The sequence below is a fragment of the Frankiales bacterium genome, assembly GCA_016125335.1.
Taxonomy (GTDB): domain Bacteria; phylum Actinomycetota; class Actinomycetes; order S36-B12; family CAIYMF01; genus Longivirga.
Genome location: WGLY01000016.1, coordinates 81,243 through 104,478 on the forward strand (window position 1 = coordinate 81,243; position 23,236 = coordinate 104,478).

Annotated in this window: 28 protein-coding genes; 20 read left to right on the forward strand and 8 right to left on the reverse strand. The window is 75.7% G+C overall.

What is annotated here, in order from left to right; genetic code table 11:
• Nucleotides 1–6: 6 nt before the first annotated feature.
• Nucleotides 7–1,944 carry a hypothetical protein gene (locus tag GC157_09630; protein MBI1377724.1) on the reverse strand — a complete coding sequence of 646 codons (1,938 nt, stop codon included), beginning with the start codon at nucleotides 1,942–1,944 and terminating at the stop codon, nucleotides 7–9.
• Nucleotides 1,945–2,009: 65 nt separating this feature from the next.
• Nucleotides 2,010–2,732 (reverse strand): helix-turn-helix domain-containing protein, encoded by a 723-nt coding sequence (locus GC157_09635; protein ID MBI1377725.1) that lies wholly within the window; start codon nucleotides 2,730–2,732, stop codon nucleotides 2,010–2,012.
• A gap of 77 nt (nucleotides 2,733–2,809) precedes the next feature.
• On the opposite strand from GC157_09635, the gene leuC reads away from it, so the two are divergent.
• The 3 genes from leuC to GC157_09650 all read left to right on the forward strand — a co-directional run bounded on the left by leuC (nucleotide 2,810) and on the right by GC157_09650 (nucleotide 5,460).
• Nucleotides 2,810–4,213: a 3-isopropylmalate dehydratase large subunit gene (gene leuC / locus GC157_09640; GenBank protein ID MBI1377726.1), complete on the forward strand. Its 1,404-nt coding sequence runs from the start codon at nucleotides 2,810–2,812 to the stop codon at nucleotides 4,211–4,213.
• A gap of 25 nt (nucleotides 4,214–4,238) precedes the next feature.
• On the forward strand, nucleotides 4,239–4,826 hold the full coding sequence (leuD, locus tag GC157_09645; GenBank protein ID MBI1377727.1) for a 3-isopropylmalate dehydratase small subunit: 588 nt from the start codon (nucleotides 4,239–4,241) through the stop codon (nucleotides 4,824–4,826).
• Nucleotides 4,827–5,043: 217 nt separating this feature from the next.
• Nucleotides 5,044–5,460 carry an HU family DNA-binding protein gene (locus tag GC157_09650; protein MBI1377728.1) on the forward strand — a complete coding sequence of 139 codons (417 nt, stop codon included), beginning with the start codon at nucleotides 5,044–5,046 and terminating at the stop codon, nucleotides 5,458–5,460.
• 91 nt (nucleotides 5,461–5,551) lie between these two features.
• On the opposite strand, the gene cofC is transcribed toward GC157_09650, so the two are convergent.
• A complete protein-coding gene (gene cofC / locus GC157_09655) occupies nucleotides 5,552–6,208 on the reverse strand; it encodes a 2-phospho-L-lactate guanylyltransferase (GenBank protein MBI1377729.1) in 657 nt (218 codons plus the stop codon).
• On the opposite strand from cofC, the gene GC157_09660 reads away from it, so the two are divergent.
• Both GC157_09660 and GC157_09665 read left to right on the forward strand, forming a co-directional pair.
• Nucleotides 6,198–7,124: a 1-acyl-sn-glycerol-3-phosphate acyltransferase gene (locus GC157_09660; GenBank protein ID MBI1377730.1), complete on the forward strand. Its 927-nt coding sequence runs from the start codon at nucleotides 6,198–6,200 to the stop codon at nucleotides 7,122–7,124. The two genes, cofC and GC157_09660, sit on opposite strands and share 11 nt — an antisense overlap.
• Complete coding sequence (locus GC157_09665; GenBank protein ID MBI1377731.1) at nucleotides 7,124–8,128, forward strand: NAD(P)H-dependent glycerol-3-phosphate dehydrogenase; 1,005 nt, start codon at nucleotides 7,124–7,126, stop codon at nucleotides 8,126–8,128. The genes GC157_09660 and GC157_09665 overlap by 1 nt, the downstream gene beginning before the upstream one ends.
• 8 nt (nucleotides 8,129–8,136) lie before the next feature.
• Here GC157_09665 and GC157_09670 read toward each other — a convergent pair whose 3' ends face one another.
• On the reverse strand, nucleotides 8,137–9,261 hold the full coding sequence (locus GC157_09670; protein MBI1377732.1) for an aminotransferase class I/II-fold pyridoxal phosphate-dependent enzyme: 1,125 nt from the start codon (nucleotides 9,259–9,261) through the stop codon (nucleotides 8,137–8,139).
• A 51-nt stretch (nucleotides 9,262–9,312) separates the two neighbouring features.
• Between GC157_09670 and GC157_09675 the strand changes: the two genes are divergently transcribed.
• Nucleotides 9,313–10,419, forward strand: a complete 1,107-nt coding sequence (locus GC157_09675; protein ID MBI1377733.1) for a D-alanine--D-alanine ligase — start codon at nucleotides 9,313–9,315, stop codon at nucleotides 10,417–10,419.
• A gap of 9 nt (nucleotides 10,420–10,428) precedes the next feature.
• Here the strand turns inward: GC157_09675 and GC157_09680 are convergent, their stop codons facing one another.
• Both GC157_09680 and GC157_09685 read right to left on the reverse strand, forming a co-directional pair.
• Nucleotides 10,429–10,917 (reverse strand): DUF3515 family protein, encoded by a 489-nt coding sequence (locus tag GC157_09680; protein ID MBI1377734.1) that lies wholly within the window; start codon nucleotides 10,915–10,917, stop codon nucleotides 10,429–10,431.
• A gap of 12 nt (nucleotides 10,918–10,929) precedes the next feature.
• Nucleotides 10,930–11,163, reverse strand: coding sequence for an Lrp/AsnC family transcriptional regulator (locus GC157_09685; GenBank protein ID MBI1377735.1), 234 nt, complete (start codon nucleotides 11,161–11,163; stop codon nucleotides 10,930–10,932).
• Nucleotides 11,164–11,367: 204 nt separating this feature from the next.
• Here GC157_09685 and GC157_09690 point away from each other — a divergent pair, with 204 nt between their 5' ends.
• Nucleotides 11,368–12,330 carry a thiamine-phosphate kinase gene (locus GC157_09690; GenBank protein MBI1377736.1) on the forward strand — a complete coding sequence of 321 codons (963 nt, stop codon included), beginning with the start codon at nucleotides 11,368–11,370 and terminating at the stop codon, nucleotides 12,328–12,330.
• Nucleotides 12,331–12,349: 19 nt separating this feature from the next.
• On the opposite strand, the gene GC157_09695 is transcribed toward GC157_09690, so the two are convergent.
• Complete coding sequence (locus tag GC157_09695; GenBank protein MBI1377737.1) at nucleotides 12,350–12,559, reverse strand: RNA-binding S4 domain-containing protein; 210 nt, start codon at nucleotides 12,557–12,559, stop codon at nucleotides 12,350–12,352.
• A gap of 86 nt (nucleotides 12,560–12,645) precedes the next feature.
• Entirely contained in the window at nucleotides 12,646–12,834 is a 189-nt protein-coding gene (rpmB, locus tag GC157_09700; GenBank protein MBI1377738.1) for a 50S ribosomal protein L28, read from the reverse strand.
• A 258-nt stretch (nucleotides 12,835–13,092) separates the two neighbouring features.
• Between rpmB and GC157_09705 the strand changes: the two genes are divergently transcribed.
• From GC157_09705 to GC157_09765, 13 genes are all read left to right on the forward strand, one after another.
• Nucleotides 13,093–14,697, forward strand: a complete 1,605-nt coding sequence (locus tag GC157_09705; protein ID MBI1377739.1) for a DAK2 domain-containing protein — start codon at nucleotides 13,093–13,095, stop codon at nucleotides 14,695–14,697.
• Entirely contained in the window at nucleotides 14,697–16,922 is a 2,226-nt protein-coding gene (gene recG / locus GC157_09710; GenBank protein ID MBI1377740.1) for an ATP-dependent DNA helicase RecG, read from the forward strand. Before GC157_09705 ends, recG begins: the two co-directional genes overlap by 1 nt.
• 49 nt (nucleotides 16,923–16,971) lie before the next feature.
• Complete coding sequence (locus GC157_09715; protein ID MBI1377741.1) at nucleotides 16,972–17,844, forward strand: alpha/beta fold hydrolase; 873 nt, start codon at nucleotides 16,972–16,974, stop codon at nucleotides 17,842–17,844.
• A 13-nt stretch (nucleotides 17,845–17,857) separates the two neighbouring features.
• The gene (rsmD, locus tag GC157_09720; GenBank protein MBI1377742.1) at nucleotides 17,858–18,436 is read left to right on the forward strand and encodes a 16S rRNA (guanine(966)-N(2))-methyltransferase RsmD; all 579 of its coding nucleotides are present in this window, start codon (nucleotides 17,858–17,860) and stop codon (nucleotides 18,434–18,436) included.
• A 39-nt stretch (nucleotides 18,437–18,475) separates the two neighbouring features.
• Nucleotides 18,476–18,964: a pantetheine-phosphate adenylyltransferase gene (gene coaD, locus GC157_09725; GenBank protein MBI1377743.1), complete on the forward strand. Its 489-nt coding sequence runs from the start codon at nucleotides 18,476–18,478 to the stop codon at nucleotides 18,962–18,964.
• 54 nt (nucleotides 18,965–19,018) lie between these two features.
• Nucleotides 19,019–19,486: a hypothetical protein gene (locus GC157_09730; GenBank protein ID MBI1377744.1), complete on the forward strand. Its 468-nt coding sequence runs from the start codon at nucleotides 19,019–19,021 to the stop codon at nucleotides 19,484–19,486.
• A 63-nt stretch (nucleotides 19,487–19,549) separates the two neighbouring features.
• Nucleotides 19,550–20,188, forward strand: coding sequence for a DUF177 domain-containing protein (locus GC157_09735; GenBank protein ID MBI1377745.1), 639 nt, complete (start codon nucleotides 19,550–19,552; stop codon nucleotides 20,186–20,188).
• Nucleotides 20,189–20,193: 5 nt separating this feature from the next.
• Complete coding sequence (rpmF, locus tag GC157_09740) at nucleotides 20,194–20,370, forward strand: 50S ribosomal protein L32 (protein MBI1377746.1); 177 nt, start codon at nucleotides 20,194–20,196, stop codon at nucleotides 20,368–20,370.
• Nucleotides 20,371–20,547: 177 nt separating this feature from the next.
• On the forward strand, nucleotides 20,548–20,814 hold the full coding sequence (locus GC157_09745) for a hypothetical protein (GenBank protein ID MBI1377747.1): 267 nt from the start codon (nucleotides 20,548–20,550) through the stop codon (nucleotides 20,812–20,814).
• Nucleotides 20,682–21,548 (forward strand): ribonuclease III, encoded by an 867-nt coding sequence (locus GC157_09750; GenBank protein ID MBI1377748.1) that lies wholly within the window; start codon nucleotides 20,682–20,684, stop codon nucleotides 21,546–21,548. Before GC157_09745 ends, GC157_09750 begins: the two co-directional genes overlap by 133 nt.
• A complete protein-coding gene (mutM, locus tag GC157_09755; GenBank protein ID MBI1377749.1) occupies nucleotides 21,549–22,421 on the forward strand; it encodes a bifunctional DNA-formamidopyrimidine glycosylase/DNA-(apurinic or apyrimidinic site) lyase in 873 nt (290 codons plus the stop codon).
• Nucleotides 22,418–22,726 (forward strand): acylphosphatase, encoded by a 309-nt coding sequence (locus GC157_09760; protein ID MBI1377750.1) that lies wholly within the window; start codon nucleotides 22,418–22,420, stop codon nucleotides 22,724–22,726. Before mutM ends, GC157_09760 begins: the two co-directional genes overlap by 4 nt.
• 190 nt (nucleotides 22,727–22,916) lie before the next feature.
• A complete protein-coding gene (locus GC157_09765; protein MBI1377751.1) occupies nucleotides 22,917–23,129 on the forward strand; it encodes a hypothetical protein in 213 nt (70 codons plus the stop codon).
• Nucleotides 23,130–23,236: the final 107 nt, after the last annotated feature.

The following is a 23,236-nucleotide window of genomic DNA, read 5'->3' on the forward strand; positions in this document are numbered from 1 at the left end:
CGGCGGTCACCAGATCTCGATGCGCTCCGCCTCGGCCCGCAGCATCGGCGCGTCCGGTGCGAGCCCCCAGGCCTCGGCGAAGGCGGTGAGGTTCGACAGCGGGCCGAGCACCCGGAACCGGCGCGGGCTGTGCGGGTCCACCTGCGCGAGCGTCCGCGCGAGCTCGTCGCTGGTGTGACCTCGCCAGATGGTGGCGTAGGCGAGGAAGAACCGCTGGGCCGGGCTCAGCCCGTCCACGTCGGGGGCGTCGTGGCAGACGCGCTCGTGCGCCCGCATCGCCAGCGTGACGCCGCCGAGGTCGGCGATGTTCTCGCCGAGGGTCAGCCGCCCGTTGACGTGGACGTCGCCGACCGCGACGTAGCCGTCGTACTGGGCCACCAGCAGGTCCGCGAGCCCGGTGAAGTGAGCGGCGTCCTCGTCGGTCCACCAGTCGCGGAACGCCCCCGTGTCGTCGAAGCGGCGCCCGGCGTCGTCGAACGCGTGGGTGATCTCGTGGGCGATCACCGCGCCGATGGCGCCGAAGTTCACCGCGTCGTCGGCCGCGGCGTCGAACATCGGCGGCTGGAGGATCCCCGCGGGGAAGACGATCTCGTTGCGGGTGGGGTGGTAGTACGCGTTCACCGCGTGCGGCGGCATCTCCCACTCGCCGCGGTCCACGGGGCGGTGCAGGTCCGCGAGCTGGCGGTCGAGCTCGAAGCGGGCCGCGGCGAACCGGTTGGCGGCGTAGGAGGACCGGTCGATCCGCAGACCGGACCAGTCGCGCCACTCGTCCGGATAGCCGATCTTCACGGTGAAGGCGTCGAGCTTGGCCAGGCCCTGCTCGCGGGTCGCCTCCGTCATCCACGCGCGGGTGAGCAGCGAGCGGCGCATCTCCTCGCGCAGCTCGGCCACCATCGCGTCGGCGCGCTCCTTGGCCGCCGGGGGGAACCGCTCCTCGACGAAGCGGCGTCCCAGCGCCTCGCCCATGTCCTCGCCGAGGGCGTCGACGACGCGCTTCCACCGCTCCTTCTGCTCCTTCTTGCCTCCGACGCGCCGGCCGTAGAAGTCGAAGGCCTCCTCGTCGATGGCGGCGGGCAGCGCGCTCGCGGTGGCCCGCACGACGTGGAACGTGAGGTAGGCCCGCAGCACCTCGAGGTCCGTCGACCCGAGGATCTCGGCCAGCGCGGCGACGTAGCGGGGGCTCTGGAGGTTGACCGACTCGACCGGACCGGCGCCGAGGGCCTCGAGGTAGGCCGGCAGGCGCAGGCCCGGTGCGCGCTCGTCGAGGGCGTCGACCGGGGCGCGGTTGAGGGTGTTGCGCGGGTCGCGGCGCTCCTGCGCGCGCAGCTGCTCGGCGGCCAGCCGGGTCTCGAGCCCGAGGACGGCCGCGGCGAGCCGCGCGGCCTCGTCGTCGGGCGTGCCGACGTGGCGCAGCTGGTTCGCGACGTGCCCGACGTAGGCCTCGCGCAGCGCGACTGCCGCGTCGTCGGGGGAGTCGTAGGAGTCGCGGTCGGGCAGGCCGAGCCCTCCCTGCACGATCCAGAGCAGGTACCGGGTGGAGTCGTCGTGGTCGACCGTCACCCCGGACAGGAACAGGGCGGGGACGCCGTGCCCGTGCAGCAGCGGGAGCAGGTCCAGCACGTCGTCCACGGACGCCACGGCGTCCACACGGTCGAGCAGGGGACGGATCGGCTCGAGGCCGAGCGACTCGATCGCGGCGGTGTCCATGCCCGCCGCGAAGTAGTCGCCGAGCGCGCGGTCGAGGTCGCCGGACGGCGACTGCGCGGCGCGCTCGAGCAGCTCGCGCAGGAGCTGCTGGTTGCGCTCGCTGATCTCCTCGAACACGCCCCAGCCGCCGAAGCCGGCGGGGATCGGGTTGGCGTCGAGCCAGCCGCCGTTGGCGAACCTGTAGAAGTCGGCGCCGGGGTCGGCAGAGGGGTCGCGGTCGCTCGCGCGCAGGGTCATCAGGGCTCCTCGAGGTCGTCCCCGACCCTATGCGCGGCCCCGGCCCCGGACCGTGCGGGCAGCGCTCAGACGCCGCCGTTGCGGCGCAGCGCCTCGGTGAGCCGCGCGGCGGCCGTGACGACGGCCTGGGCGTGCAGGCGGCCCGGCGCACGGCCGAGCCGCTCCATGGGTCCGCTCACCGACACGGCGGCGACGACGCGGCCGCCCTGCCCGCGCACCGGCGCGGAGACCGACGCGACGCCCACCTCGCGCTCGCTCACGCTCTGCGCCCAGCCGCGCCGGCGGACCCCGGCCAGCGTCGTCGCGCTGAACTTCGCCCCCATCAGCCCGCGGTGCATCCGCTCCGGCTCCTCCCAGGCGAGCAGCACCTGGGCCGCGGAGCCCGCGTGCATCGTGAGCACCGACCCGAGGGGCACGGTGTCGCGCAGCCCGGACAGCCGCTCGGCCGCGGCCACGCAGATCCGCTGGTCGCCCTGGCGCCGGTAGAGCTGCGCCGACTCGCCGGTGGCGTCGCGCAGGGCCGTGAGCACCGGGCCGGCGGCCGCGAGCAGCCGGTCCTCGCCGGCGGCCGCGGCGAGCTCCGCGAGTCGGGGCCCGAGCACGAAGCGGCCCTGGAAGTCGCGGGCCACGAGCCGGTGGTGCTCGAGCGCCGTGGCGAGGCGGTGCGCGGTGGGCCGGGCCAGCCCGGTCGACTGCACGAGACCGGCCAGGGTGAGGGGCCCGGCCTCGAGCGCCCCCAGCACCGCGGCCGCTTTGTCGAGGACGCCGACTCCGCTAGTGTTGTCCATGTGGTGATACTGCCGTCTCACCATACGAGATGGCAAGTCAGGACGGGCAGCAGGACGCATCGGTGAGGGAGCGGGTCATGGGCAGGACGCTGGCCGAGAAGGTCTGGGACGCGCACGTCGTGCGCCGGGCCGAGGGCGAGCCCGACCTCGTCTACATCGACCTGCACCTCGTCCACGAGGTCACCAGCCCGCAGGCCTTCGACGGGCTGCGCGACGCCGGGCGCCGCGTGCGCCGGCCGGACCTCACCGTGGCCACCGAGGACCACAACGTCCCGACCGCGGACATCGACAAGCCCATCGCCGACCCGATCTCGCGGGCACAGGTCGAGGCGCTGCGCGCCAACGCCGAGGAGTTCGGCGTCACGCTCTACAGCCTCGGCGACACCGAGCAGGGCATCGTCCACGTGGTCGGTCCGCAGCTGGGGCTGACGCAGCCCGGCATGACCGTGGTGTGCGGCGACTCGCACACCTCCACCCACGGCGCGTTCGGCGCGCTGGCCTTCGGCATCGGCACCAGCGAGGTCGAGCACGTGCTCGCCACGCAGACCCTCTCGCTCAAGCCGTTCCGCACCATGGCCATCGAGGTCGACGGCGAGCTGCCCGAGGGGGTGACCGCCAAGGACCTCATCCTCGCGGTCATCGCCGAGATCGGCACCGGCGGCGGCCAGGGCTACGTCCTGGAGTACCGCGGCCCCGCCATCCGCGCGCTGTCGATGGAGGCGCGCATGACGGTCTGCAACATGTCGATCGAGGCGGGCGCACGTGCCGGTCTCGTCGCGCCGGACCAGACCACCTTCGACTACCTCGAGGGCCGCCCGCACTCGCCGCAGGGCGACGACTGGGACACCGCCGTCGCGTACTGGCGCAGCCTCGTGACCGACGACGACGCGACCTTCGACCGCGTGGTGCGCATCGACGCCTCGACGCTCTCGCCGTTCGTGACGTGGGGGACGAACCCGGGCCAGGGTGTCCCGCTCTCGGCCTCGGTGCCGTCCCCGGACGACTGCACGGACCCGGTCGACCGCGCCGCCGTCGAGCGCGCCCTGGCGTACATGGACCTGCGCGCCGGCACGCCGATGAAGGAGATCGCCGTCGACACCGTCTTCATCGGCTCGTGCACCAACGGGCGGATCGAGGACCTGCGCGCCGCGGCCGCGGTGCTCGAGGGCCGCACCGTGGCGGAGGGCGTCACGGCCCTCGTGGTGCCGGGCTCGGTGCGCGTGCGCCTGGCCGCCGAGGCCGAGGGGCTCGACAAGGTGTTCGAGGCCGCCGGCGCGCAGTGGCGCAACGCCGGCTGCTCCATGTGCCTGGCGATGAACGCCGACAAGGTCGCGCCGGGGCACCGGAGCGCGTCGACGTCCAACCGCAACTTCGAGGGCCGTCAGGGGCCGGGCAGCCGCACCCACCTCGTCTCGCCGCAGGTCGCCGCGGCGACCGCGGTGGCCGGCCACCTCGCCGCCCCCGCCGACCTGCCCGCCTGACCGCCCCGACGACGAGGAGACCACGATGGACGCGTTCACCGTGCACACCGGAAGGGCGGTGCCGCTGCGCCGCAGCAACGTCGACACCGACCAGATCATCCCGGCCGAGTACCTCAAGCGGATCACCCGCCACGGCTACGAGGACGCGCTGTTCGCCGCCTGGCGGCAGGACCCGTCGTTCGTCCTCAACGACCCGCGGTACGCCGGCGCCTCCGTGCTCGTGGCCGGCCCGGACTTCGGCACCGGCTCCTCCCGCGAGCACGCGGCCTGGGCGCTGCAGGACTACGGGTTCCGCGTCGTGCTCTCGCCCCGCTTCGCCGACATCTTCCGGGGCAACAGCGGCAAGATCGGCCTGCTGACCGCCGTCGTCCCGCAGGACGTCGTCGAGCGGCTCTGGGACCTCCTCGACGCCGAGCCCGCCACGGAGGTGACCGTCGACCTCGAGGCGCGCGAGGTGCGCGCGGGCGACCTGGTGGCCCCCTTCGACGTCGACGACTACACCCGCTGGCGGCTGCTCGAGGGCCTCGACGACATCGGCCTCACCCTCCAGCACGAGGCCGGCATCACGGCGTTCGAGGCCCGTCGGCCGGCCTTCCTGCCCTCCGTCGGCTGACGCCGGCGGGGCCTCCGGAAGGCCCCGGAAGGGGCTCCGAACGGCTCGGGTGGCGCCTCGGGCGGCCCACGGACCGCCCGGCGTGACGAACGGCACGCCGAACTCGTTGCGACACACCGGAAATCCCCGGCGCGCCTGACTGCATCCGCGCGCATCTCGGGGTTAGGTTGCCGTGTGAGCCGGGCGGTGGGTCCGGCAGTCCTACCGGAGGAACACCGTGGCAGAGAGCGTCAACAAGGCAGAGCTCGTCGACCGTCTCGCGGCTCGCCTCGACGTCACCAAGAAGCTGGCCGGCGAGGCCATCGAGGCGTTCGTCGACGAGATCACCAAGGCCGTGGCCAAGGGCGACAAGGTCGCCATCAGCGGCTTCGGCGTGTTCGAGAAGGCCGACCGCGCCGCTCGCGTGGGCCGCAACCCGCAGACCGGCGCGACCGTGAAGATCAAGGCCACCTCGGTGCCGAAGTTCCGCGCGGGCGCGGAGTTCAAGGCCACCGTGGCCGGCAAGCGCCGCACCGCCGCCAAGAAGGCGGCCCCGGCCAAGAAGGCGCCGGCCAAGGCCGCCGCCAAGAAGGCCCCGGCCAAGAAGGCCGCTCCGGCCAAGAAGGCCCCGGCCAAGCGCGCCGCCAAGCGCTAGGCCACCGGCGCAGCAGCGCCGCGCACGACCTCGGACGGGCCGGGACCCACGGGTCCCGGCCCGTCCCGTCGTGCCTGGGCGTGGTCGCGCGTCACCCGTGCGACGACGCGCCCACCACGGCGGCGGTCGCGCTGCCGAGCCCGAGGCGCCCGGCGTCCCAGAGGTCGACCTCCGTGTCGACGTCGCGGCGCAGCCCGGGGACGGCGGGAGGGGAGAGCGGCACGGCTCCGGAGGCCGCGTGGGCCGCGCGCGAGCGTGGCCCGAACCGGGGGTCGAGCAGCGCGCCCGGCCGCACCGAGAGCAGCGTGGTGCCCGTGCCGGCGGCGTCCGCGACGAACCCGCGCGGCGTGGCCGCGGCCGCGAGCAGCGCGCGGTCCACCTCGTCCGAGCGCAGGGCGGGCAGATCCGCTGCCACCACGGCGATCCCGACGCCCGGGTGCTCCGCCCGCACGACGTCGGCGGCGTGCGCCACGGCCGGGTTGAGGCCCGGCTCGGGCCCGTCGGGCAGCCACCGGACGTCGACCGCCGTGAGCGCCCCGCGCACCTGCTCGTCGTCGGTGACGACGACCACCTCGCGCACCCGCGTGGCAGCGGCCATCGCGCGCACGGAGTCGAGCGCGAACGCGAGCGCGAGCGAGCGCCGCTGCGCCGCGGGACGGGTCGAGAGCCGGGACTTCGCCTGCTCGAGCCTCTTGACCGGGGCCAGGAGGATCCACTCGAGCTCGGGGACGGGCGGCATGTGCGCCATCCTGTCCCATCGCCGTGCGGGCCCGACGCGCGGACCTGTGCGGCGGGACGCGGCGGCGCGCCGGTGCGAGGATGCAGGTCGGTCGCGGCGCGCGGCCGCCGGGGAGGAGGACGTCGTGGCCAGGGTGCGGCACGGCAAGCGGCTGGGGTTCTCCTACACCCTGGCCATCGTCGTCCTGCGCCCGCTCCTCCTCGCGCTGACCAAGCGCGACTGGCACGGCGCCGAGCACCTGCGGGCCACCGTGCGCCCCGACGGCACCCAGGAGGGCGTCATCGTCTGCCCGAACCACATCTCGTGGTTCGACCCGCTGGAGTGCGCGCACTTCCTCTACGACAACGGCCGCCCGCCGCGGTTCCTGGCCAAGGAGGCGGTGTTCCGCATCCCCGTGGTGGGGGCGATCATCCGCGGCGCCGGCCAGATCCCGGTCTACCGCGAGACCGCCGACGCCGTGCACGCCGTGCGCGACGCGGTGGCCGCCCTCGACCGGGGCGAGTGCGTCGTGGTCTACCCGGAGGGCACGGTGAGCCGCGACCCCGGCCTGTGGCCCATGACCGGCAAGACCGGCGCGGCCCGGATCGCCCTGGCCACGGGGGCGCCCCTGCTGCCGATGGCGCAGTGGGGCGCGCAGGCGGTGATCCGCCCCTACACCGCCGAGCTGCGCCTCATCCCGCGCAAGACCATGGGCGTGCGCGTCGGCCCGCCCGTGGACCTCGACGACCTGCGCGGCCGGCCGGTGGACGCCGACACCCTGAGGATCGCCACGGAGCGGCTGATGGCGGCGATCACCGCGCTCCTGGAGGAGGTCCGGGGGGAGACTGCCCCTCGGGAGCGCTTCGACCTGCGCGCCCACCGCGCCGCCGAGGCGGCGCGGGCGGCGGCCGAGGGCGGCGCGGCTGAGGGAGGGCGGGCGGTCTGATGCGCGTGGCGGTGATGGGCAGCGGCTCCTGGGGCACGGCGTTCGCGCAGGTGCTCATCGACGCCGGCAACGACGTCGTCCTGTGGTCGCGGTCGGCGCAGCTGGCCGCGACGATCGACGCCACCCACGAGAACCCGCGCTACCACCCCGGCATCGAGCTGCCGGCGACCCTGCGCGCGACCGCGGACGCGGGCGAGGCGCTGTCCGGCGCCGAGGTCGTGGTGCTCGCCGTCCCGGCGCAGTCGCTGCGCGACAACCTCACCGCGTGGGACGGGCTGGTGCCCGCCGAGTCGGTGCTGGTCTCGCTCATGAAGGGCATCGAGCTGGGCACGACCCTGCGGATGAGCCAGGTGGCCGCGCAGATCAGCGGCATCCCGGCGGAGCGGGTCGCCGTGGTCTCCGGCCCCAACCTGGCCCGCGAGATCATGGTGCGCCAGCCCGCGGCCACCACCGTGGCGTGCCCGGACGGCGAGCTCGCCGAGCGGCTCGCGGACGCGTGCACGACGGCGTACTTCCGCCCCTACTGGACCACCGACGTCGTCGGCACCGAGATCGGCGGCTCGGCCAAGAACGTCATCGCCCTCGCCAACGGCATGGCCGTGGGGATGGGCTACGGCGAGAACGCGCAGTCGGCCCTGATCACCCGGGGCCTGGCCGAGATGACCCGGCTCGGCGTCGCGCTGGGCGCCTCGCCGCTGACGTTCCTGGGGCTGGCCGGCATCGGCGACCTCGTGGCCACCTGCCAGTCGCCCCTCTCGCGCAACCGCACCTTCGGCGAGTACCTCGGCCGCGGCCTGACCATCGAGGAGGCCACGGCGAAGGCGACGCAGACCTGCGAGGGCGTCAAGAGCTGCGCGTCGATCCTGCAGCTCGGCGTCGACAACGGGGTCGACCTGCCGATCACCGAGCAGGTGGTGGAGGTCGTCCACCACGGGCTCGACCCCCGCGAGATGCTGACCCACTTCATGGGCCGCGCGCTCAAGCCCGAGTCCGAGGTGCGCTGAGCCGCGGCTCAGCCCGCGGCGATCGTGTCGAGCGCCTGCGCGAGGTCGGCCCACAGGTCCTCGACGTCCTCGATCCCGACGGACAGGCGCACGAGCGTCTCCGGGATGTCGGGACGCTCCTCGGGCCAGCGCCGGCGCCGTTCCACGAGGGTCTCGACACCGCCCAGGCTCGTCGCGTGGGTCACGAGGCGCACCGACTCGCAGAAGCGCTCGGCGTCGTCCGCCGTGCCGGTGGTCTCGAACGCCACGATCGAGCCGTACCCGCGCATCTGCCGTGAGGCGATCGCGTGCCCGGGGTCGTCGGGCAGGCCCGGGTAGCGCACGCGGGTGACGGCCGGGTGCTCGCGCAGCCGGCGCGCGAGCTCCAGTGCGGAGGCCTGCGACTGCCGCACCCGCAGCGCGAGCGTCCGGATCCCGCGCAGCGCCAGGTAGGCCTCGAACGGGCCGGGGATGGACCCCACCAGCGTGCGCGTGCGCAGCAGCCGGTCGTAGTAGGCGTCGTCCGACACGACGGCGATGCCCATGAGGACGTCGCTGTGCCCGGCCAGGGACTTGGTGGCCGAGTGCACGACGACGTCGACGCTGAGCTCGAGGGGGCGCTGGAGGAGCGGGCCGGCGAACGTGTTGTCGCACACGGTGAGCACGCCGAGGCTGCGCGCCGCCGCGGTGACCGCCGTGAGGTCGCACACCTCCATCGCGGGGTTGGTGGGCGACTCGATCCACAGCAGGTGCGCGCCGGCGCAGGACGCCAGCACGGACTCGGCGTCGTCGACCGGGGCGAGCCGCACGACGACGCGGCCGGCGGCCTCGAGGTCGCGCAGCCGGGCGGCGACGCCGGAGTAGGTGTGGCTCGACACCACCACCACCCCGCCCGTCGGCACGAGGTCGAGCACCGCCGAGATCGCCCCCATGCCGCTGGCGAAGGCCAGCGCGCGGCCGCCCTCCAGGGCGCCCATGACCTCCTCGAGCGCCTCCCACGTGGGGTTGGACGTGCGCGCGTAGGCGATGGGACCGCCGGCGTGGAACGTCGCGCTGAGCACGACGGGCGTGTTCACGGGGGCGTCCGGGGCGCGCTCGGGACGGCCGGCGGCCACGACGAGGGTCTCGGGGGACACGGGCGTGGGGTGGGTCACGCGAGGACGCTAGCGCCACCCGCTCGGGCGGCTCCCCCCTAGGGTGGCGGGATGGACCAGCGCATCCGGGTGGCCGTGGTGTTCGGGGGACGCTCGAGCGAGCACGCCATCTCCTGCGTGTCGGCCGGGTCCGTCCTGTCGGCCCTCGACCGCGGGCGCTACGACGTCGTGCCCATCGGGCTGACCCCGGACGGCCGCTGGGTGCTCGAGGCCGACGACCCGGAGCGGCTGCGCATCACCGACGGCAAGCTGCCGGAGGTGGATGCCACCGGGGTGTCGCTCGTGCTGGCCGGCGACCCGACCCGCCACGACCTCGAGGTGCACGCGCCCGGCGACGTGCCGGCCACGCTCGCCGGCGTCGACGTCGTGTTCCCCGTGCTGCACGGCCCCTACGGCGAGGACGGCACGATCCAGGGGCTGCTCGAGCTGGCCGGCGTCCCCTACGTCGGGTCCGGGGTGCTCGCCTCCGCCGCGGCCATGGACAAGGGCGCCATGAAGGCGCTGCTCGCCCACGCCGGGCTCGAGCAGGCGCCCTACACCGTGGTGACCGACCGCGACTGGCGCCGCGACCGCGCCGGGGCCCTCGCCCGCGCCTGGGAGCTGGGGTTCCCGCTGTTCGTCAAGCCGGCCCGCGCCGGCTCCAGCGTCGGCATCTCCAAGGTGCGCGACGCCGAGGGGCTGGTCGCGGCGATCGAGGCCGCGCGCGAGCACGACCCGCGCGTGGTGGTCGAGGCCGCCGTGGAGGGCGCCCGGGAGGTCGAGTGCGGTGTGCTCGTCGACGAGCACGGCGAGCCGCAGGCCAGCGTCTGCGCCGAGATCGTCGTGCACGGCGACCACGAGTTCTACGACTTCGAGGCCAAGTACCTCGAGGACGCCGCGGACCTGGTGGTGCCGGCCGACCTGCCCCCGGAGGTGTCCGAGCGGGTGCGCGAGCTGTCCGTGCGCGCCTTCGACGCGCTGTCGTGCGAGGGGCTGGCCCGCTGCGACTTCTTCGTCACCGCCGACGGCCGCGTGCTGGTGAACGAGGTCAACACGATGCCCGGGTTCACCGCGATCTCGATGTTCCCGCGGGTGTGGGCCGCCAGCGGAGTCGACTACCCCGCGCTCGTCGACCGCCTCGTCGCCGACGCGCTGCGCCGCGGCACCGGCCTGCGCTGAGTCGCGCGCCTACGACGCCGAGGGGCTCGGGGACGCGGACCCGGCGACCGGGTCCATCTCGGTGATGACCGGCGCGAGGTCCGTGAGCGCGGAGGCCTCGGGGGCGTAGTGGTCGGGCACGCTCACCTCGATGTTGAGCTCGCGGCCCACCGTCGTGAACATGACCCCCGCGGTGAGCTGCTCGGGCAGCCAGTCGACGCCGTCGACCGTGACCAGCTGCGAGGTGGGGGTCAGCGCCAGCGGGGTCGCCACCCCGCAGCGCAGCACGATCGCCGGGCTGCCCCACGCCTGCGTGTAGGGGCTCTGCGGCTTGGTGGCGGTGGTGTCGGCCCCGGCCACCCGCTCGGGGAGCCGGCCGTGCAGCGCGGCGCAGGCGTACGCGGCCGCGCCGGAGGGCGGCGGGTCCGGCGGCGCCACGGCGACGTCGGCCGAGCAGGCGGCGAGCAGCCCGGCGAGGGCGAGCAGTCCGAGCGGCGGGAGCGGGCGCGGAAGGCGCAGGGCGGGCACCGGCTACAGGTGCACGACGGGGCAGGTGAGGGTGCGGGTGATGCCCTCGACGGCCTGGATGCGGGCCACGACGAGCTTGCCGAGCTCGTCGACGCTGCGGGCCTCGGCGCGGACGATGACGTCGTAGGGCCCCGTGACGTCCTCGGCGAGCGTGACGCCCTTGATCTGTCCGATCTCGGCGGCGACGTTCGCCGCCTTGCCGACCTCGGTCTGGATGAGGATGTAGGCCTGGACCACCACGGTCGTCCTCCTTGGTCTGGGCGGGGGGCGGACCCCGGACGCCGGCGCGCACCGGGGACGGCCGGACGGGGCCGGTGAGCCGGTACCCGGGACACTACTGCCCGACGGCGCGCGACCGGGCACCGGATCCCGGCCGGGCGGGCACGGCTCCCCGCAGCGGGCGGGGCCCGGCAGCGGACGGCGAGCGGCGAGGAGGCAGGGATGGCCGAGGGGTCACGCGGCACGGTGGGCGAGCTGGGCGAGTTCGGCCTGGTCGCCGCCGTCGCGAGCCGGTTCCCGCTCACCGCCGACGTGCTGGTGGGTCCCGGCGACGACGCCGCGGTCGTGGCCGCCCCGGACGGCCGGGTGGTCGCCTCGACCGACCTGCTCGTCGAGGGCCGGCACTTCCGCCGCGACTGGTCGAGCGCCCACGACGTCGGGCGCAAGGCCGCGGCGCAGAACCTGGCCGACGTCGTGGCGACCGGGGCGCGCCCCACCGTGCTCCTCGTGGGGCTCGGCGTCCCGCCCGACCTCCCGGCCGACTGGGCCCTCGGGCTCGCCGACGGGCTGGCGGAGGAGTGCGCGCTCGTGGGCGCGACCGTGGTGGGCGGGGACGTCGTGCGCTCGGACTCGGTGGTCGTGGCCGTGACCGCCCTGGGGGACCTCGAGGGCCGCGACCCGGTCACGCGCGGGGGCGCCCGGCCCGGGGATGTCGTCGCGCTGGCCGGCCGGGTGGGCTGGGCCGCCGCGGGCCTCGCGGTGCTGGGGCGCGGCTTCCGGTCGCCGCGGGTGCTCGTGGACGCCCACCGCGTGCCGCAGCCGCCCTACGCGGCCGGGCCGGCCGCGGCGCGGGCCGGGGCCACGGCCATGATCGACGTCTCCGACGGTCTCGTGCAGGACGCCGGGCACCTCGCCCGGGCCAGCGGCGTCGTGGTGGACCTCGACCCGGGGCTGCTGCCGGCGGACGGCCCGGTGGCCGAGGCCGCCTCCGCCTTCAACCTCGACCCGCGGGGCTGGGTGCTCGGCGGCGGCGACGACCACGCCCTGCTCGCCGCCTTCCCCGCGGGGACGACGCTGCCCGAGGGCTTCCGCGCCGTGGGCGCGGTGCGCGAGGGCGAGCCGGCCGTGCTCGTGGGGGGCGAGCCCTACGCCGGCGCGGCCGGGCACGACCACTTCGCCGGCTGACCCGCCGCGGGCCCGCCGCTCAGGTCAGCCGCCAGCGGCGACCGGCGAGGGACACCTCGTCGCCCGGCCCGAGCTGCGCGCCGCGACGGGTCTCGACCCGGCCGTTCACCGTCACCTCGCCGGCCTCGAGCACGGACTTGGCCTCGCCGCCGGACTCGACGGCGCCGGCGTACTTGAGGAACTGGCCCAGGCGGATCCCCTCCGGGCCGATCGGGACCTCGACGCTCACCGCGCCAGTGTGGCGCAGCGGCCCCGGGAACGGCAGGAGGGCCGCACCCCTGACGGGGTGCGGCCCTCCTGGGGAGCCTGGGACGCTCAGACGCGGGCGACCTTGCCGGCCTTGATGCACGAGGTGCACACGTTGAGCTTCTTGGGGCTCGCGCCCACCATCGCGCGCACGGTCTGGATGTTCGGGTTCCAGCGGCGCTTGGTCCGGCGGTGCGAGTGGGAGATCGAGTGGCCGAAACCGGGGCCCTTGCCGCAGACGTCGCAGGTGGCAGCCACAGTCGTAGTCCTCACGGTCGAGATCGGGTGTCGTCGCGCCCGGCGAGGGCCGGGGCGAGCCCGGGACGACCGGGCAGCCCGCACAGACTACAGCGACGCCCGGCCGAGCCCCAAACCGGCGGCCGGCGGCGCGCAGCACCGGCGTGCGTCGCGGGGCGACACTACGCTCGCGGGCACGACGACGTCCCGGCCGTGACCGGGGCCGGTCCGCGCGGCCGGTCCCGCCGCGGCCCCGCCCATCCCGAGGAGCCCGCCACCGTGCTCGAGCGTCTCGACGCCGCCGGCATCCGCCGGTGGGCCGACCTCGGGCTCGAGGGCCTCGCGCGCCACCGCGGCGAGATCGACGCGCTCAACGTCTTCCCGGTGCCCGACGGCGACACGGGCACCAACCTGTTCCTCACCTTCGACGCGGCGCGCACGGCGCTGTGCGGGCTCGAGGCCGCCGCCGACCTGCCGGCCACGGTCGCCACCTTCGCCCAGGGCGCCCTGCTCGGCGCCCGGGGCAACTCCGGGATCATCCTCAGCCAGCTCGTGCGCGGGTTCGCCGACACCGTGTCCTCGGTGGACCTCTCCGCCGACGTCCTGGCCCAGCACGAGGTGCTCGCCCAGGCCTTCCGCCGGGCGGCGCAGTCGGCCTACGACGCGGTGGCCGAGCCGCGCGAGGGCACCGTGCTCACCGTGGCCCGCGCCGCGGCCGACGCCGTCGGACGGCTCGGGCCGGGCACCAGCCTGGCGGCCGTCGTGACCGCGGCCGCCGACGCCGCGGCGGAGGCGCTGGCGCGCACGCCCGAGCAGCTCGACGTGCTCGCCCGCGCGGGCGTGGTCGACGCCGGCGGTCGTGGGCTCGTCGTCGTCCTCGAGGCCCTGGTGGAGACCGTCACCGGCGTGCGCCGCGACCCGGGCCCCACCGCGCCCGCGATCCCGATCGACGCCCACGGCGAGCCCGACGCCGGCGGCGGCCGCTACGAGGTCATGTACCTCCTCGACGCCGACGAGGCGGCGGTGCACGCCCTGCGCACCGCCCTGGTGGCCCTCGGCGACTCGGTCGTGGTCGTCGGCGGCCCGGCCCTGTGGAACGTCCACGCCCACGTGGACGACGTCGGCGCCGCGATCGAGGCGGGGATCGAGGCCGGCCGGCCCCACCGGGTGCGCGTCACGGACCTGCGCGAGCAGGTCGAGACGCTGCGCGGGCTGGCCCGCGGCCGCTCGGTGGTGGCCGTCGCCCACGGCCCGGGCACGGCCGCGCTGCTCGAGGCCTCCGGCGCCGCCGTGGTGCGCGCCCGCGCCAACGTCGCGCCGTCCACTGCGGAGATGCTCGACGCCGTGCACCGCGCCGGCACCCGCGAGATCGTGCTGCTGCCCAGCGACTCCGACAGCCGGCCCGTGGCGGAGGCCGCGGCGGAGGAGGCCCGCGCCGAGGGGCTGCGCGCCTCGGTGGTGCCCACCCGCTCCATCGTGCAGACCCTCGCGGCGGTCGCCGTGCACGACCCCGACACGCGCTTCGACGACGACGTCGTGGCCATGACCCGGGCGGCGAGCGCCACGCGCTACGGCGGCGTGTCCGTGGCCTCGCGCGAGGCGATCACCTCCGCGGGCGTGTGCCGCGTGGGCGACGTGCTCGGCATCGTCGAGGGGGACGTCGTCGAGATCGGCGAGACGGTCGAGGACGTCGCCGTGCGGATCCTCACCCGGATCCTGCACGCGGGCGGCGGCGAGCTCGTGACGCTCGTGCTGGGGGAGGACTGCCCGGCCGACGTCGCGGCGACGGTGGAGCGCCGCATGCGCCGCGACCACCACGGTGTGGAGGTGGTCGCGTACTCCGGCGGGCAGCCCCTGTGGCCGCTCATCGTCGGGGTGGAGTGATGCCCGAGCTCTCGCTGGGCGACCGCCTCGGCCCGGTGGTCGGCGCGCGCACCGCCAAGGTGCTGGGCGAGGCCCTCGGGCTGCACACGGTCGAGGAGCTGCTGCGCCACTACCCGCGCCGCTACGCCGAGCGCGGGCAGCTCACCGACCTCGCGTCGCTCGAGATGGACGAGCACGTCACGGTGATGGCCAGGGTCGCCGCGGCCAGCACCCACTCCTACGTCGACCAGCGCACGCGCCGGCGCGCCGAGCGCCTCGAGGTCGTCGTCACCGACGGCACCGGCGAGCTGCGGCTCACCTTCTTCAAGCAGTCGTGGCGGGCCCGCGAGCTGGCGCCGGGCAGGTCCGGCCTGTTCAGCGGGAAGGTCTCGGTGTTCCGCGGACGCCGCCAGCTCACCCACCCGGACTACATCCTGCTCCCGGACCCGCGCTCGGCGGCGCCGTCCTCGATCGACGGCGACGAGTCCGTGCTCCGGTACGCCGGGTCGCTGATCCCCGTCTACCCGGCCACGGCGACGTTGGCGACCTGGAAGATCGCCAGCGCCGTCGGGGTGGTCCTCGACCAGCTGCCCGACGAGCTCGACGACCCGGTCCCCGAGTCGATCCGCGAGCGCCACGGGCTGCCCTCGCTGCGCGAGGCGCTGCTCGGCATCCACCGCCCCGAGGACCACCGCGAGATCGCCCGGGCCCGCGACCGGCTGCGCTGGGACGAGGCGTTCGTGCTCCAGGCCGTCCTCGCGCAGCGGCGGCGCGCGGCGTCCGCGTTCCCGGCGGTGCCCCGGCCGGCGCGCGCCGGGGGCCTGCTCGAGGCGTTCGACCGGCGCCTGCCGTTCGAGCTCACCCGCGGCCAGGTGGAGGTCGGCGAGGTGGTCGCCCAGGACCTCGACCGGCCGCACCCCATGCACCGCCTGCTGCAGGGCGAGGTCGGCTCCGGCAAGACCTTGGTGGCGCTGCGCGCGATGCTCACCGTCGTCGACACGGGCGGCCAGGCGGCGCTGCTGGCCCCCACGGAGGTGCTCGCGCAGCAGCACCACCGCTCGATCACCGCCATGCTCGGCCCGCTGGCCGAGCGCGGCATGCTCGGCGGCGGCGACCTGGGCACCCGGGTCGCGCTGCTGACCGGGTCGGCCGGCGCGGCCAGGCGGCGTCAGGCGATGCTCGACATCGCCTCCGGCGAGGCCGGCATCGTCGTCGGCACGCACGCCCTGCTCGAGCAGGCCGTGCAGTTCTTCGACCTCGGGCTCGTCGTGGTCGACGAGCAGCACCGGTTCGGCGTCGAGCAGCGGGCGGCGCTGGCGGCCAAGGCGCGAGACGACCGCCGGCCGCACGTGCTGGTGATGACCGCGACGCCGATCCCGCGCACGATCGCCATGACGGTGTTCGGCGACCTCGAGACCTCGGTGCTCACCGAGCTGCCGCAGGGCCGCTCGCCGATCGAGACCCACGTGGTGCCCGCGCAGGAGAAGCCGGCGTTCCTCGACCGCGCCTGGGAGCGCATCGTCGAGGAGGTGGGCCAGGGACGGCAGGCCTACGTCGTCTGCCCGCGCATCGGCGGCGACCGGGCCGCGGCCGAGGACGTCGGCGGCGCGGGCGACCGGCCGCCCGTCGCCGTGCTGGACCTGGCCCCGGAGCTCATCGACGGCAAGCTGGCCGGGGTCCGGGTCGGCGTCCTGCACGGCCGCATGCCGCCGGACGAGAAGGACGACGTGATGCGCCGCTTCGCCGCGGGTCCCGGCGCCGCCGACGGCCTCGACGTGCTGGTGGCCACGACCGTCATCGAGGTGGGCGTCGACGTGCCCAACGCGACGGTGATGGTCGTGATGGACGCCGACCGCTTCGGCGTCTCCCAGCTGCACCAGCTGCGCGGCCGCGTGGGCCGAGGCGCGCACCCGGGCCTGTGCCTGCTCGTCACCGACCTGCCGGCCGGCGCGCCCGCGCGCGAGCGGCTCGGCGCGGTGGCCGCGACCCTCGACGGCTTCGAGCTGTCCCGCCTCGACCTCGAGACACGGCGCGAGGGCGACGTGCTCGGCGTCTCGCAGTCCGGGCAGCGCTCGAGCCTGCGGGTGCTCTCCGTGTTGCGCGATGAGGACGTGATCGCGGCGGCGCGCGAGGAGGCGAGCGTGATCGTCGCCGAGGACCCCACCCTCGTGGAGCACCCCGCCCTCGCCCGCGCGGTCGCCGCGACCCTCGACGAGGAGCGGGCCGACTACCTCGACAAGTCCTGACCGCCGGCACGGGCTGCCCCCGCGGGGCGCAGGGCCTAGGTTTCCCGTCATGACGACGCTCCCGCTCGCCGACGGCCGCACCCTCGACGTGAGGCGCACCGGCGACCCGTCGGCGCCCGCCCTCGTCTACCACCACGGCACGCCGGGCAGCAGCCGCATCTCCGGCGTGCTCGAGCGGGCGGCCCTCGCGCGGGGCCTGCAGGTGGTGTCGTGGTCGCGTCCCGGCTACGCCGACAGCGCGCGCCGCCCGGGCCGCACCGTGGCCGACGTCGTCGACGACGCGGTCGAGGTGCTCGACGGGCTCGGCGTCGGCACGGCGGTCACGCTGGGCTGGTCCGGCGGCGGGCCGCACACCCTGGCGTGCGGCGCCCTGCGCCCGGACCGCTTCCGCGCGGTCGGCGTCATCGCGGGGGTCGCGCCGTTCGCGGAGTCGTGGGGCTCGCTCGCGTGGATCGAGGGCATGGGTCAGGACAACCACGACGAGTTCGGCGCGGCCGAGCGGGGCGAGGCGGCCCTGCGGGCCCACCTCGAGCCGCAGCAGCCGGTCCTCGCCCGGATCACCGCCGACCAGGTGGTCGAGTCGATGGCCTCGCTGCTGCCCGACGTCGACCGCGCCCACTGCACCGACGAGTTCGGCGACGACCTCGCCGCGATCATGCGCGACGCGGTGTCGGTGGGCGTCGACGGCTGGATCGACGACGACCTCGCGTTCGTGCGGCCGTGGGGGTTCGACCTCGCCGCGGTGGAGGTCCCGGTCTCGCTGTGGCAGGGCAGCGCGGACCTGATGGTGCCGTTCGCGCACGGCGGGTGGCTGGCCGAGCGGCTGCCCGACGTCCGGGCCCACCTGCTCGAGGGCGACGGGCACCTCTCGGTGCTCGTGGGCCGGATGGACGAGATCCTCGACGACCTCCTGCGCGCCTGAGCGGGCCGCGGCCGTGAGGATCGTGGCGGGGGCCGCCCGCGGGCGCCGGCTGACCCCGCCGGCGGCGGGCACGCGGCCTACCTCGGACCGTGTGCGCGAGGCCCTGTTCAGCGCGATCGAGTCGCGCCTGGGCGCCCTCGGCGGCCTGCGCGTGCTCGACCTCTACGCCGGGTCCGGCGCGGTGGGGCTCGAGGCCCTCTCGCGCGGCGCGGCGCACGTGCTGCTCGTGGAGCGCGACCGGGCCGCGGCGGAGGTGGTGCGCGCGAACGTGGCCGCGGTCGCGCTGCCCGGCGCCGAGCTCGTGCGCGGCGACGTGCGCAGCGTCGTCTCGCGCACGCCGCCGGCCGCCGCGCGGGCGCCGTACGACGTCGTGTTCGCCGACCCGCCCTACGAGGTCGCCGACGCCGAGGTGGTCGAGGTCCTGACGGCCCTGGGGGAGGGCGGCTGGCTCGACGACGGCTCGCTCGTGGTGGTGGAGCGTGCGCGCCGTGGCGAGGGCTTCGCCTGGCCGGCGGGGTTCGAGCCCCTGCGCGACCGCAGCTACGGCGGCACCGTCGTGAGGAGCGCCCTTTGGTACGGTCGCGGCGCCTGAGCCACCCGCTGCCGGGGTGTCCGCGAGGAGGTCGTGAGAGTGCGCAAGGCTGTCTGCCCCGGGTCGTTCGACCCGGTGACCAACGGGCACCTCGACGTGTTCGTGCGCGCCGCGGAGATCTTCGACGAGGTCACGGTCGCGGTCCTGATCAACAAGACCAAGAGCAGCCTGTTCACGGTCGAGGAGCGCATGGACATGCTCCGGGAGGTCGTGGCGCCCTACCCCACGGTGGTCGTCGACTCCTTCCACGGCCTGCTGGTCGACTACTGCCGCGAGCACGAGATCCCGGCGATCGTGAAGGGGCTGCGGGCGGTCAGCGACTTCGACTACGAGCTGCAGATGGCGCAGATGAACCACCGGCTCGCGAAGATCGACACCGTCTTCATCAGCACCAACCCGCGCTACAGCTACCTGTCCTCGAGCCTGGTCAAGGAGGTGGCGACGTACGGTGGTGACGTGTCCGGGCTGGTCCCCGACTCCGTGCTCGCCCGGCTGACCGAGCGGGTGGGCGCGCGGCACGACGGCTAGCACCGGAGCAGCGGCGGACCCGCGCCCGGGCGCCCCTCACAGCGAAGGAACCACGTGGACGTCCACGACAAGCTCGACGAGCTCTCCACCCTGGTGGAGGGCGCCCGCGCCATGCCGATGTCGGCGTCGTGCGTGGTCAACCGCGGGCAGGTGCTCGACCTGCTCGACGACGTGCGCGCCCTGCTGCCGCACTCGCTGGCGCAGGCCGACGACCTGCTCGGCAACCGCGAGGACATCGTCGCCGCCGCGCGCGAGGAGGCCGAGGGGATCCTCGCCGACGCCCGGCGGCACGCGGCCGAGATGGTGTCCGAGCACGAGGTCTACCGGGCCGCCGTCGCCGAGGCCGAGTCGGCCCGGATGCGCCGCGAGACCGACGACTACGTCGACGCCAAGCTGGCCAACTTCGAGGTGGCGCTGCACAAGACCATCGCCGCCGTGCAGAAGGGCCGGGACAAGATCCGCGGCCGGCACGACTTCGAGGAGCTGGCCGGGCACGAGGACGACCGGCCGCTGCCGGGCTGAGCCCGGCCGCGGACCGGTTTGGGCCGGACCGGCCCCCTCGGCTACCCTGGCGTGTCGGCCTGCATGAGGCCGAGCCCCACCGTGCCCGGCCCCGGAAGGCGTCACCTGACCGCGATCGACCCCCGTTCCCCTCTCGTGCTCGACACCCGAGAGCTGGGACGACGTGCGGGGTCGATGAAGCAGGTGTCGCTCACCGTGCCGGCCCCGGAGGGGATCGGGATCATGTCGATCGGCGTGCCCCCGGGATCGGACATCGAGCTAGACCTCCGGCTCGAGTCGGTGATCGAGGGCGTCCTCGTGTCGGGGACGGCGACGGTGCAGCTGGCCGGCGAGTGCAGCCGCTGCCTGGACCCTGTCTCCGACGAGCTCGAGATCGACCTGCAGGAGCTCTTCGTCTACGAGGAGACCGACGCGCGCGGTCGCCCGGTGGAGCCCGAGCAGGACGACGAGGAGGACGAGCAGTACCACGTGGTCGGGGATCACCTCGACCTCGAGCCGGTGCTGCGCGACGCGGTGGTGCTCGACCTGCCGCTCGCACCGGTGTGCCGGGAGGACTGCCCGGGGCTGTGCCCGCAGTGCGGGTTCCGCCTCGAGGAGGACCCGGGCCACCAGCACGACGTGATCGACCCGCGGTGGGCCGCCCTCGGCGCCCTCGGCACGGTCGGGCAGACAGAGATCGGTACCGAGAAGGAAGAGGGCTGAGGGCCATGGCCGTCCCCAAGCGGAAGACCTCGCGCAGCAACACGCGCCACCGCCGTTCGCAGTGGAAGGCGAAGCTGCCGCAGATCAACAAGGTGGTGCGCAACGGCCGCGTCGAGTTCGTGGTGCCCCACCGCGTCGACGTCGACGGCGAGTACAACGGCCGCCAGGTCCTCGACGTCTGAGCCGGGCCACCGCCCGGGCCGCGGACCCGCGAGCACCGCGGGCACCGCGCCGCACACCTCCCACGACACCGGAGCGCCCCCGGGGCGAGCCGGTGTCGTGGCGTGTCCGGGCCCCGGCGCCGCCCGCCCGGGCGACCCGCGAGGTGGGCGGCCGGGTGTCCGGCTAGCGTGACCCCCATGACCGGCAGGACCGACCCGACGCTCGACGTCGCGGCCCGGGCCCTCGCGGTCGTGCTCGACCTCCAGGCCGACGACCTGCGGGCAGACAGCCCGCTCGACGACCTGGGTGCCGACTCGATCGCCCGGGTGCTGTGGGCCGACGCCGTCGAGGACCAGACCGCAGCCGCGGGGAGCCCGCTCGTCGTCGACGACGACGCCGCGCTCGCCACGGCCACCACGCTCGGCGACCTCGCCGCCCGCCTCGCCCCGGCGGGTGGACGGTGACCGCGGCCGTCCCGCTCGACCCGTCGCGCCCCCCGCTGGACGACCTCACCGACCGCCTGGGCGTCGCGGTCGACGGCGAGCTGCTGCAGCGGGCGCTCACCCACCGCTCGTTCGCGTACGAGAACGGCGGGCTGCCCACCAACGAGCGGCTGGAGTTCCTCGGCGACTCCGTGCTGGGCCTCGTGGTGACCGACACCCTCTACCGCACCCACCCGGACCTGCCCGAGGGCCAGCTGGCCAAGCTGCGGGCGGCGGTGGTCAACGCCAAGGCGCTGGCCGGCATCGGCCGGGGGCTGCGCCTGGGGGAGCACCTCCTGCTGGGCCGCGGCGAGGAGACCACCGGCGGGCGCGACAAGTCCTCGATCGTCGCCGACACCGTCGAGGCGGTCATCGGCGCGGTCTACCTCGACCGCGGCCTCGAGGTCGCCACCGGGCTCGTCCACCGGCTGTTCGACCCGCTCATCGCGGAGTCCGCCGGGCTCGGGGCCGGCCTGGACTGGAAGACCAGCCTCCAGGAGCTGTGCGCCGCCCGGTCCTACGGCGTGCCGGAGTACGTCGTCGACGAGAGCGGCCCGGACCACGCCAAGTCCTTCCGCGCGCGGGTGCGGGTCAACGGCGCGCTCTACGGCGACGGCCGGGGCCGCAGCAAGAAGGAGGCCGAGCAGCAGGCCGCGTCCACCGCGTACGCGGAGCTCCAGGACGCCGACGACCCGCCGGCCGCCGAGGGCGCGTAGGTGCCCGAGCTCCCCGAGGTCGAGGTGGTCCGCCGCGGCCTGGACCGCTGGGTGTCCGGCCGGACCGTCGCCGAGGCCGAGGTGCGCCACCCGCGCGCCGCGCGCCGGCACCCCGCCGGCGGCGCCGACCTCGCGGCGAGGCTCGTCGGGCGCACCGTGGCCGGCGCCAGCCGCCGCGGCAAGTACCTGTGGCTGCCCCTCGACGGCCGCGACGTGGCGCTCGTGGCGCACCTGGGGATGAGCGGCCAGCTGCTCGTGCAGCCGCCCGACGCGCCGGCCGAGACCCACCTGCGGGCGCGGGTGGCGTTCACCGACGGGGGCCGCGAGCTGCGCTTCGTGGACCAGCGCACCTTCGGCGGGCTGATGCTCGACCCGCTCGTGCCGGACGACCGCGGCGGCGCGGTGCCGGCGTCGGTGGCCCACATCGCGCGCGACCCGCTCGACCCGGACTTCGACGACGACGCGTGGGTGCGCCGGCTGCGCGCCCGGCGCACCGGGCTCAAGCGGGCCCTGCTCGACCAGACCCTGGCCTCGGGCATCGGCAACATCTACGCCGACGAGGCCCTCTGGCGGGCCCGGCTGCACTGGGCGGCACCCACGGACGCCCTCGCCCCGGCACGCGCCCGCGAGCTGCTCGGCCACGCTCGCGACGTGATGGGGGAGGCCCTGGCGCAGGGCGGCACGTCCTTCGACGCGCTCTACGTCAACGTCAACGGCGAGTCCGGCTGGTTCGACCGCTCCCTCGCCGCCTACGGGCAGGCCGACCGCCCGTGCCCTCGGTGCGGTCGCCCGATCGTGCGCGAGCCGTTCATGAACCGCTCGTCCTACCGGTGCCCGCGGTGCCAGCGCACCCCCAGGGCCCCGCGCCCGTGAGCGCGCCGGGCACCCGCGGCGGGCCGCCGGCCGAGGGCCCGGCCCGGGTCACGGCGTGGGTGAGCGGGCGGGTGCAGGGGGTGGGGTTCCGGTGGTGGACCCGCGCCCGCGCGCTCGAGCTGGGGCTGACCGGCTGGGCCCGCAACCTCGACGACGGCCGGGTGGAGGTGGTGGCCGAGGGCCCGGTGGAGGGCTGCCGCGCGCTGCTCGTCGCGCTGCGCTCCGGCACGACGCCGGGGTTCGTGGCCACGGTCACCGAGCGGTGGTCGGCGCCGCGCGGCGAGACCGGGTTCCGGGAGCGCTGAGCGGGCCGTCACCGGTGTGACGCAGCAGGCGGTCCCGCCGGGTTGACGCTGCGGGAGCGCCGCTGTCACCCTGAGTGTCGAGGCCGCCTGCGACAGCGCGGCCGACGCATCCGTACCTCGCGCCGGTGACGGCGCACCGGTCGCGCGCCCGTCCGGCGCCCTGAACGAGACACGTGTCGAGGGAGACCCGATGTCCAAGGCGATCTACGGCCACCTGGGCGGTCCGGACGCCCAGCTCCTCGCCGAGGTGGCGCGGCTGCGCCGCCGGGTCCGTGAGCTCGAGGAGCAGGTCGCGGCCCACGAGGCCGACCTCGCGGTGGGCGCCGACGTCGTGGCGCTGCGCGACGCCGACCTCGACCACGCGCTGCGCGAGCTCGGCACCGCCGAGCCGGCCCTGACCTGAGGCCCCCGTCCGGCCCGCTGCCCACCACCCGACCGGTGTGGCGCGGCAGCCGCGCGCCCGGGCCGCGAGGGTAGGGTGAGGGCTCTTCCCCGGACGCACGCCCCACA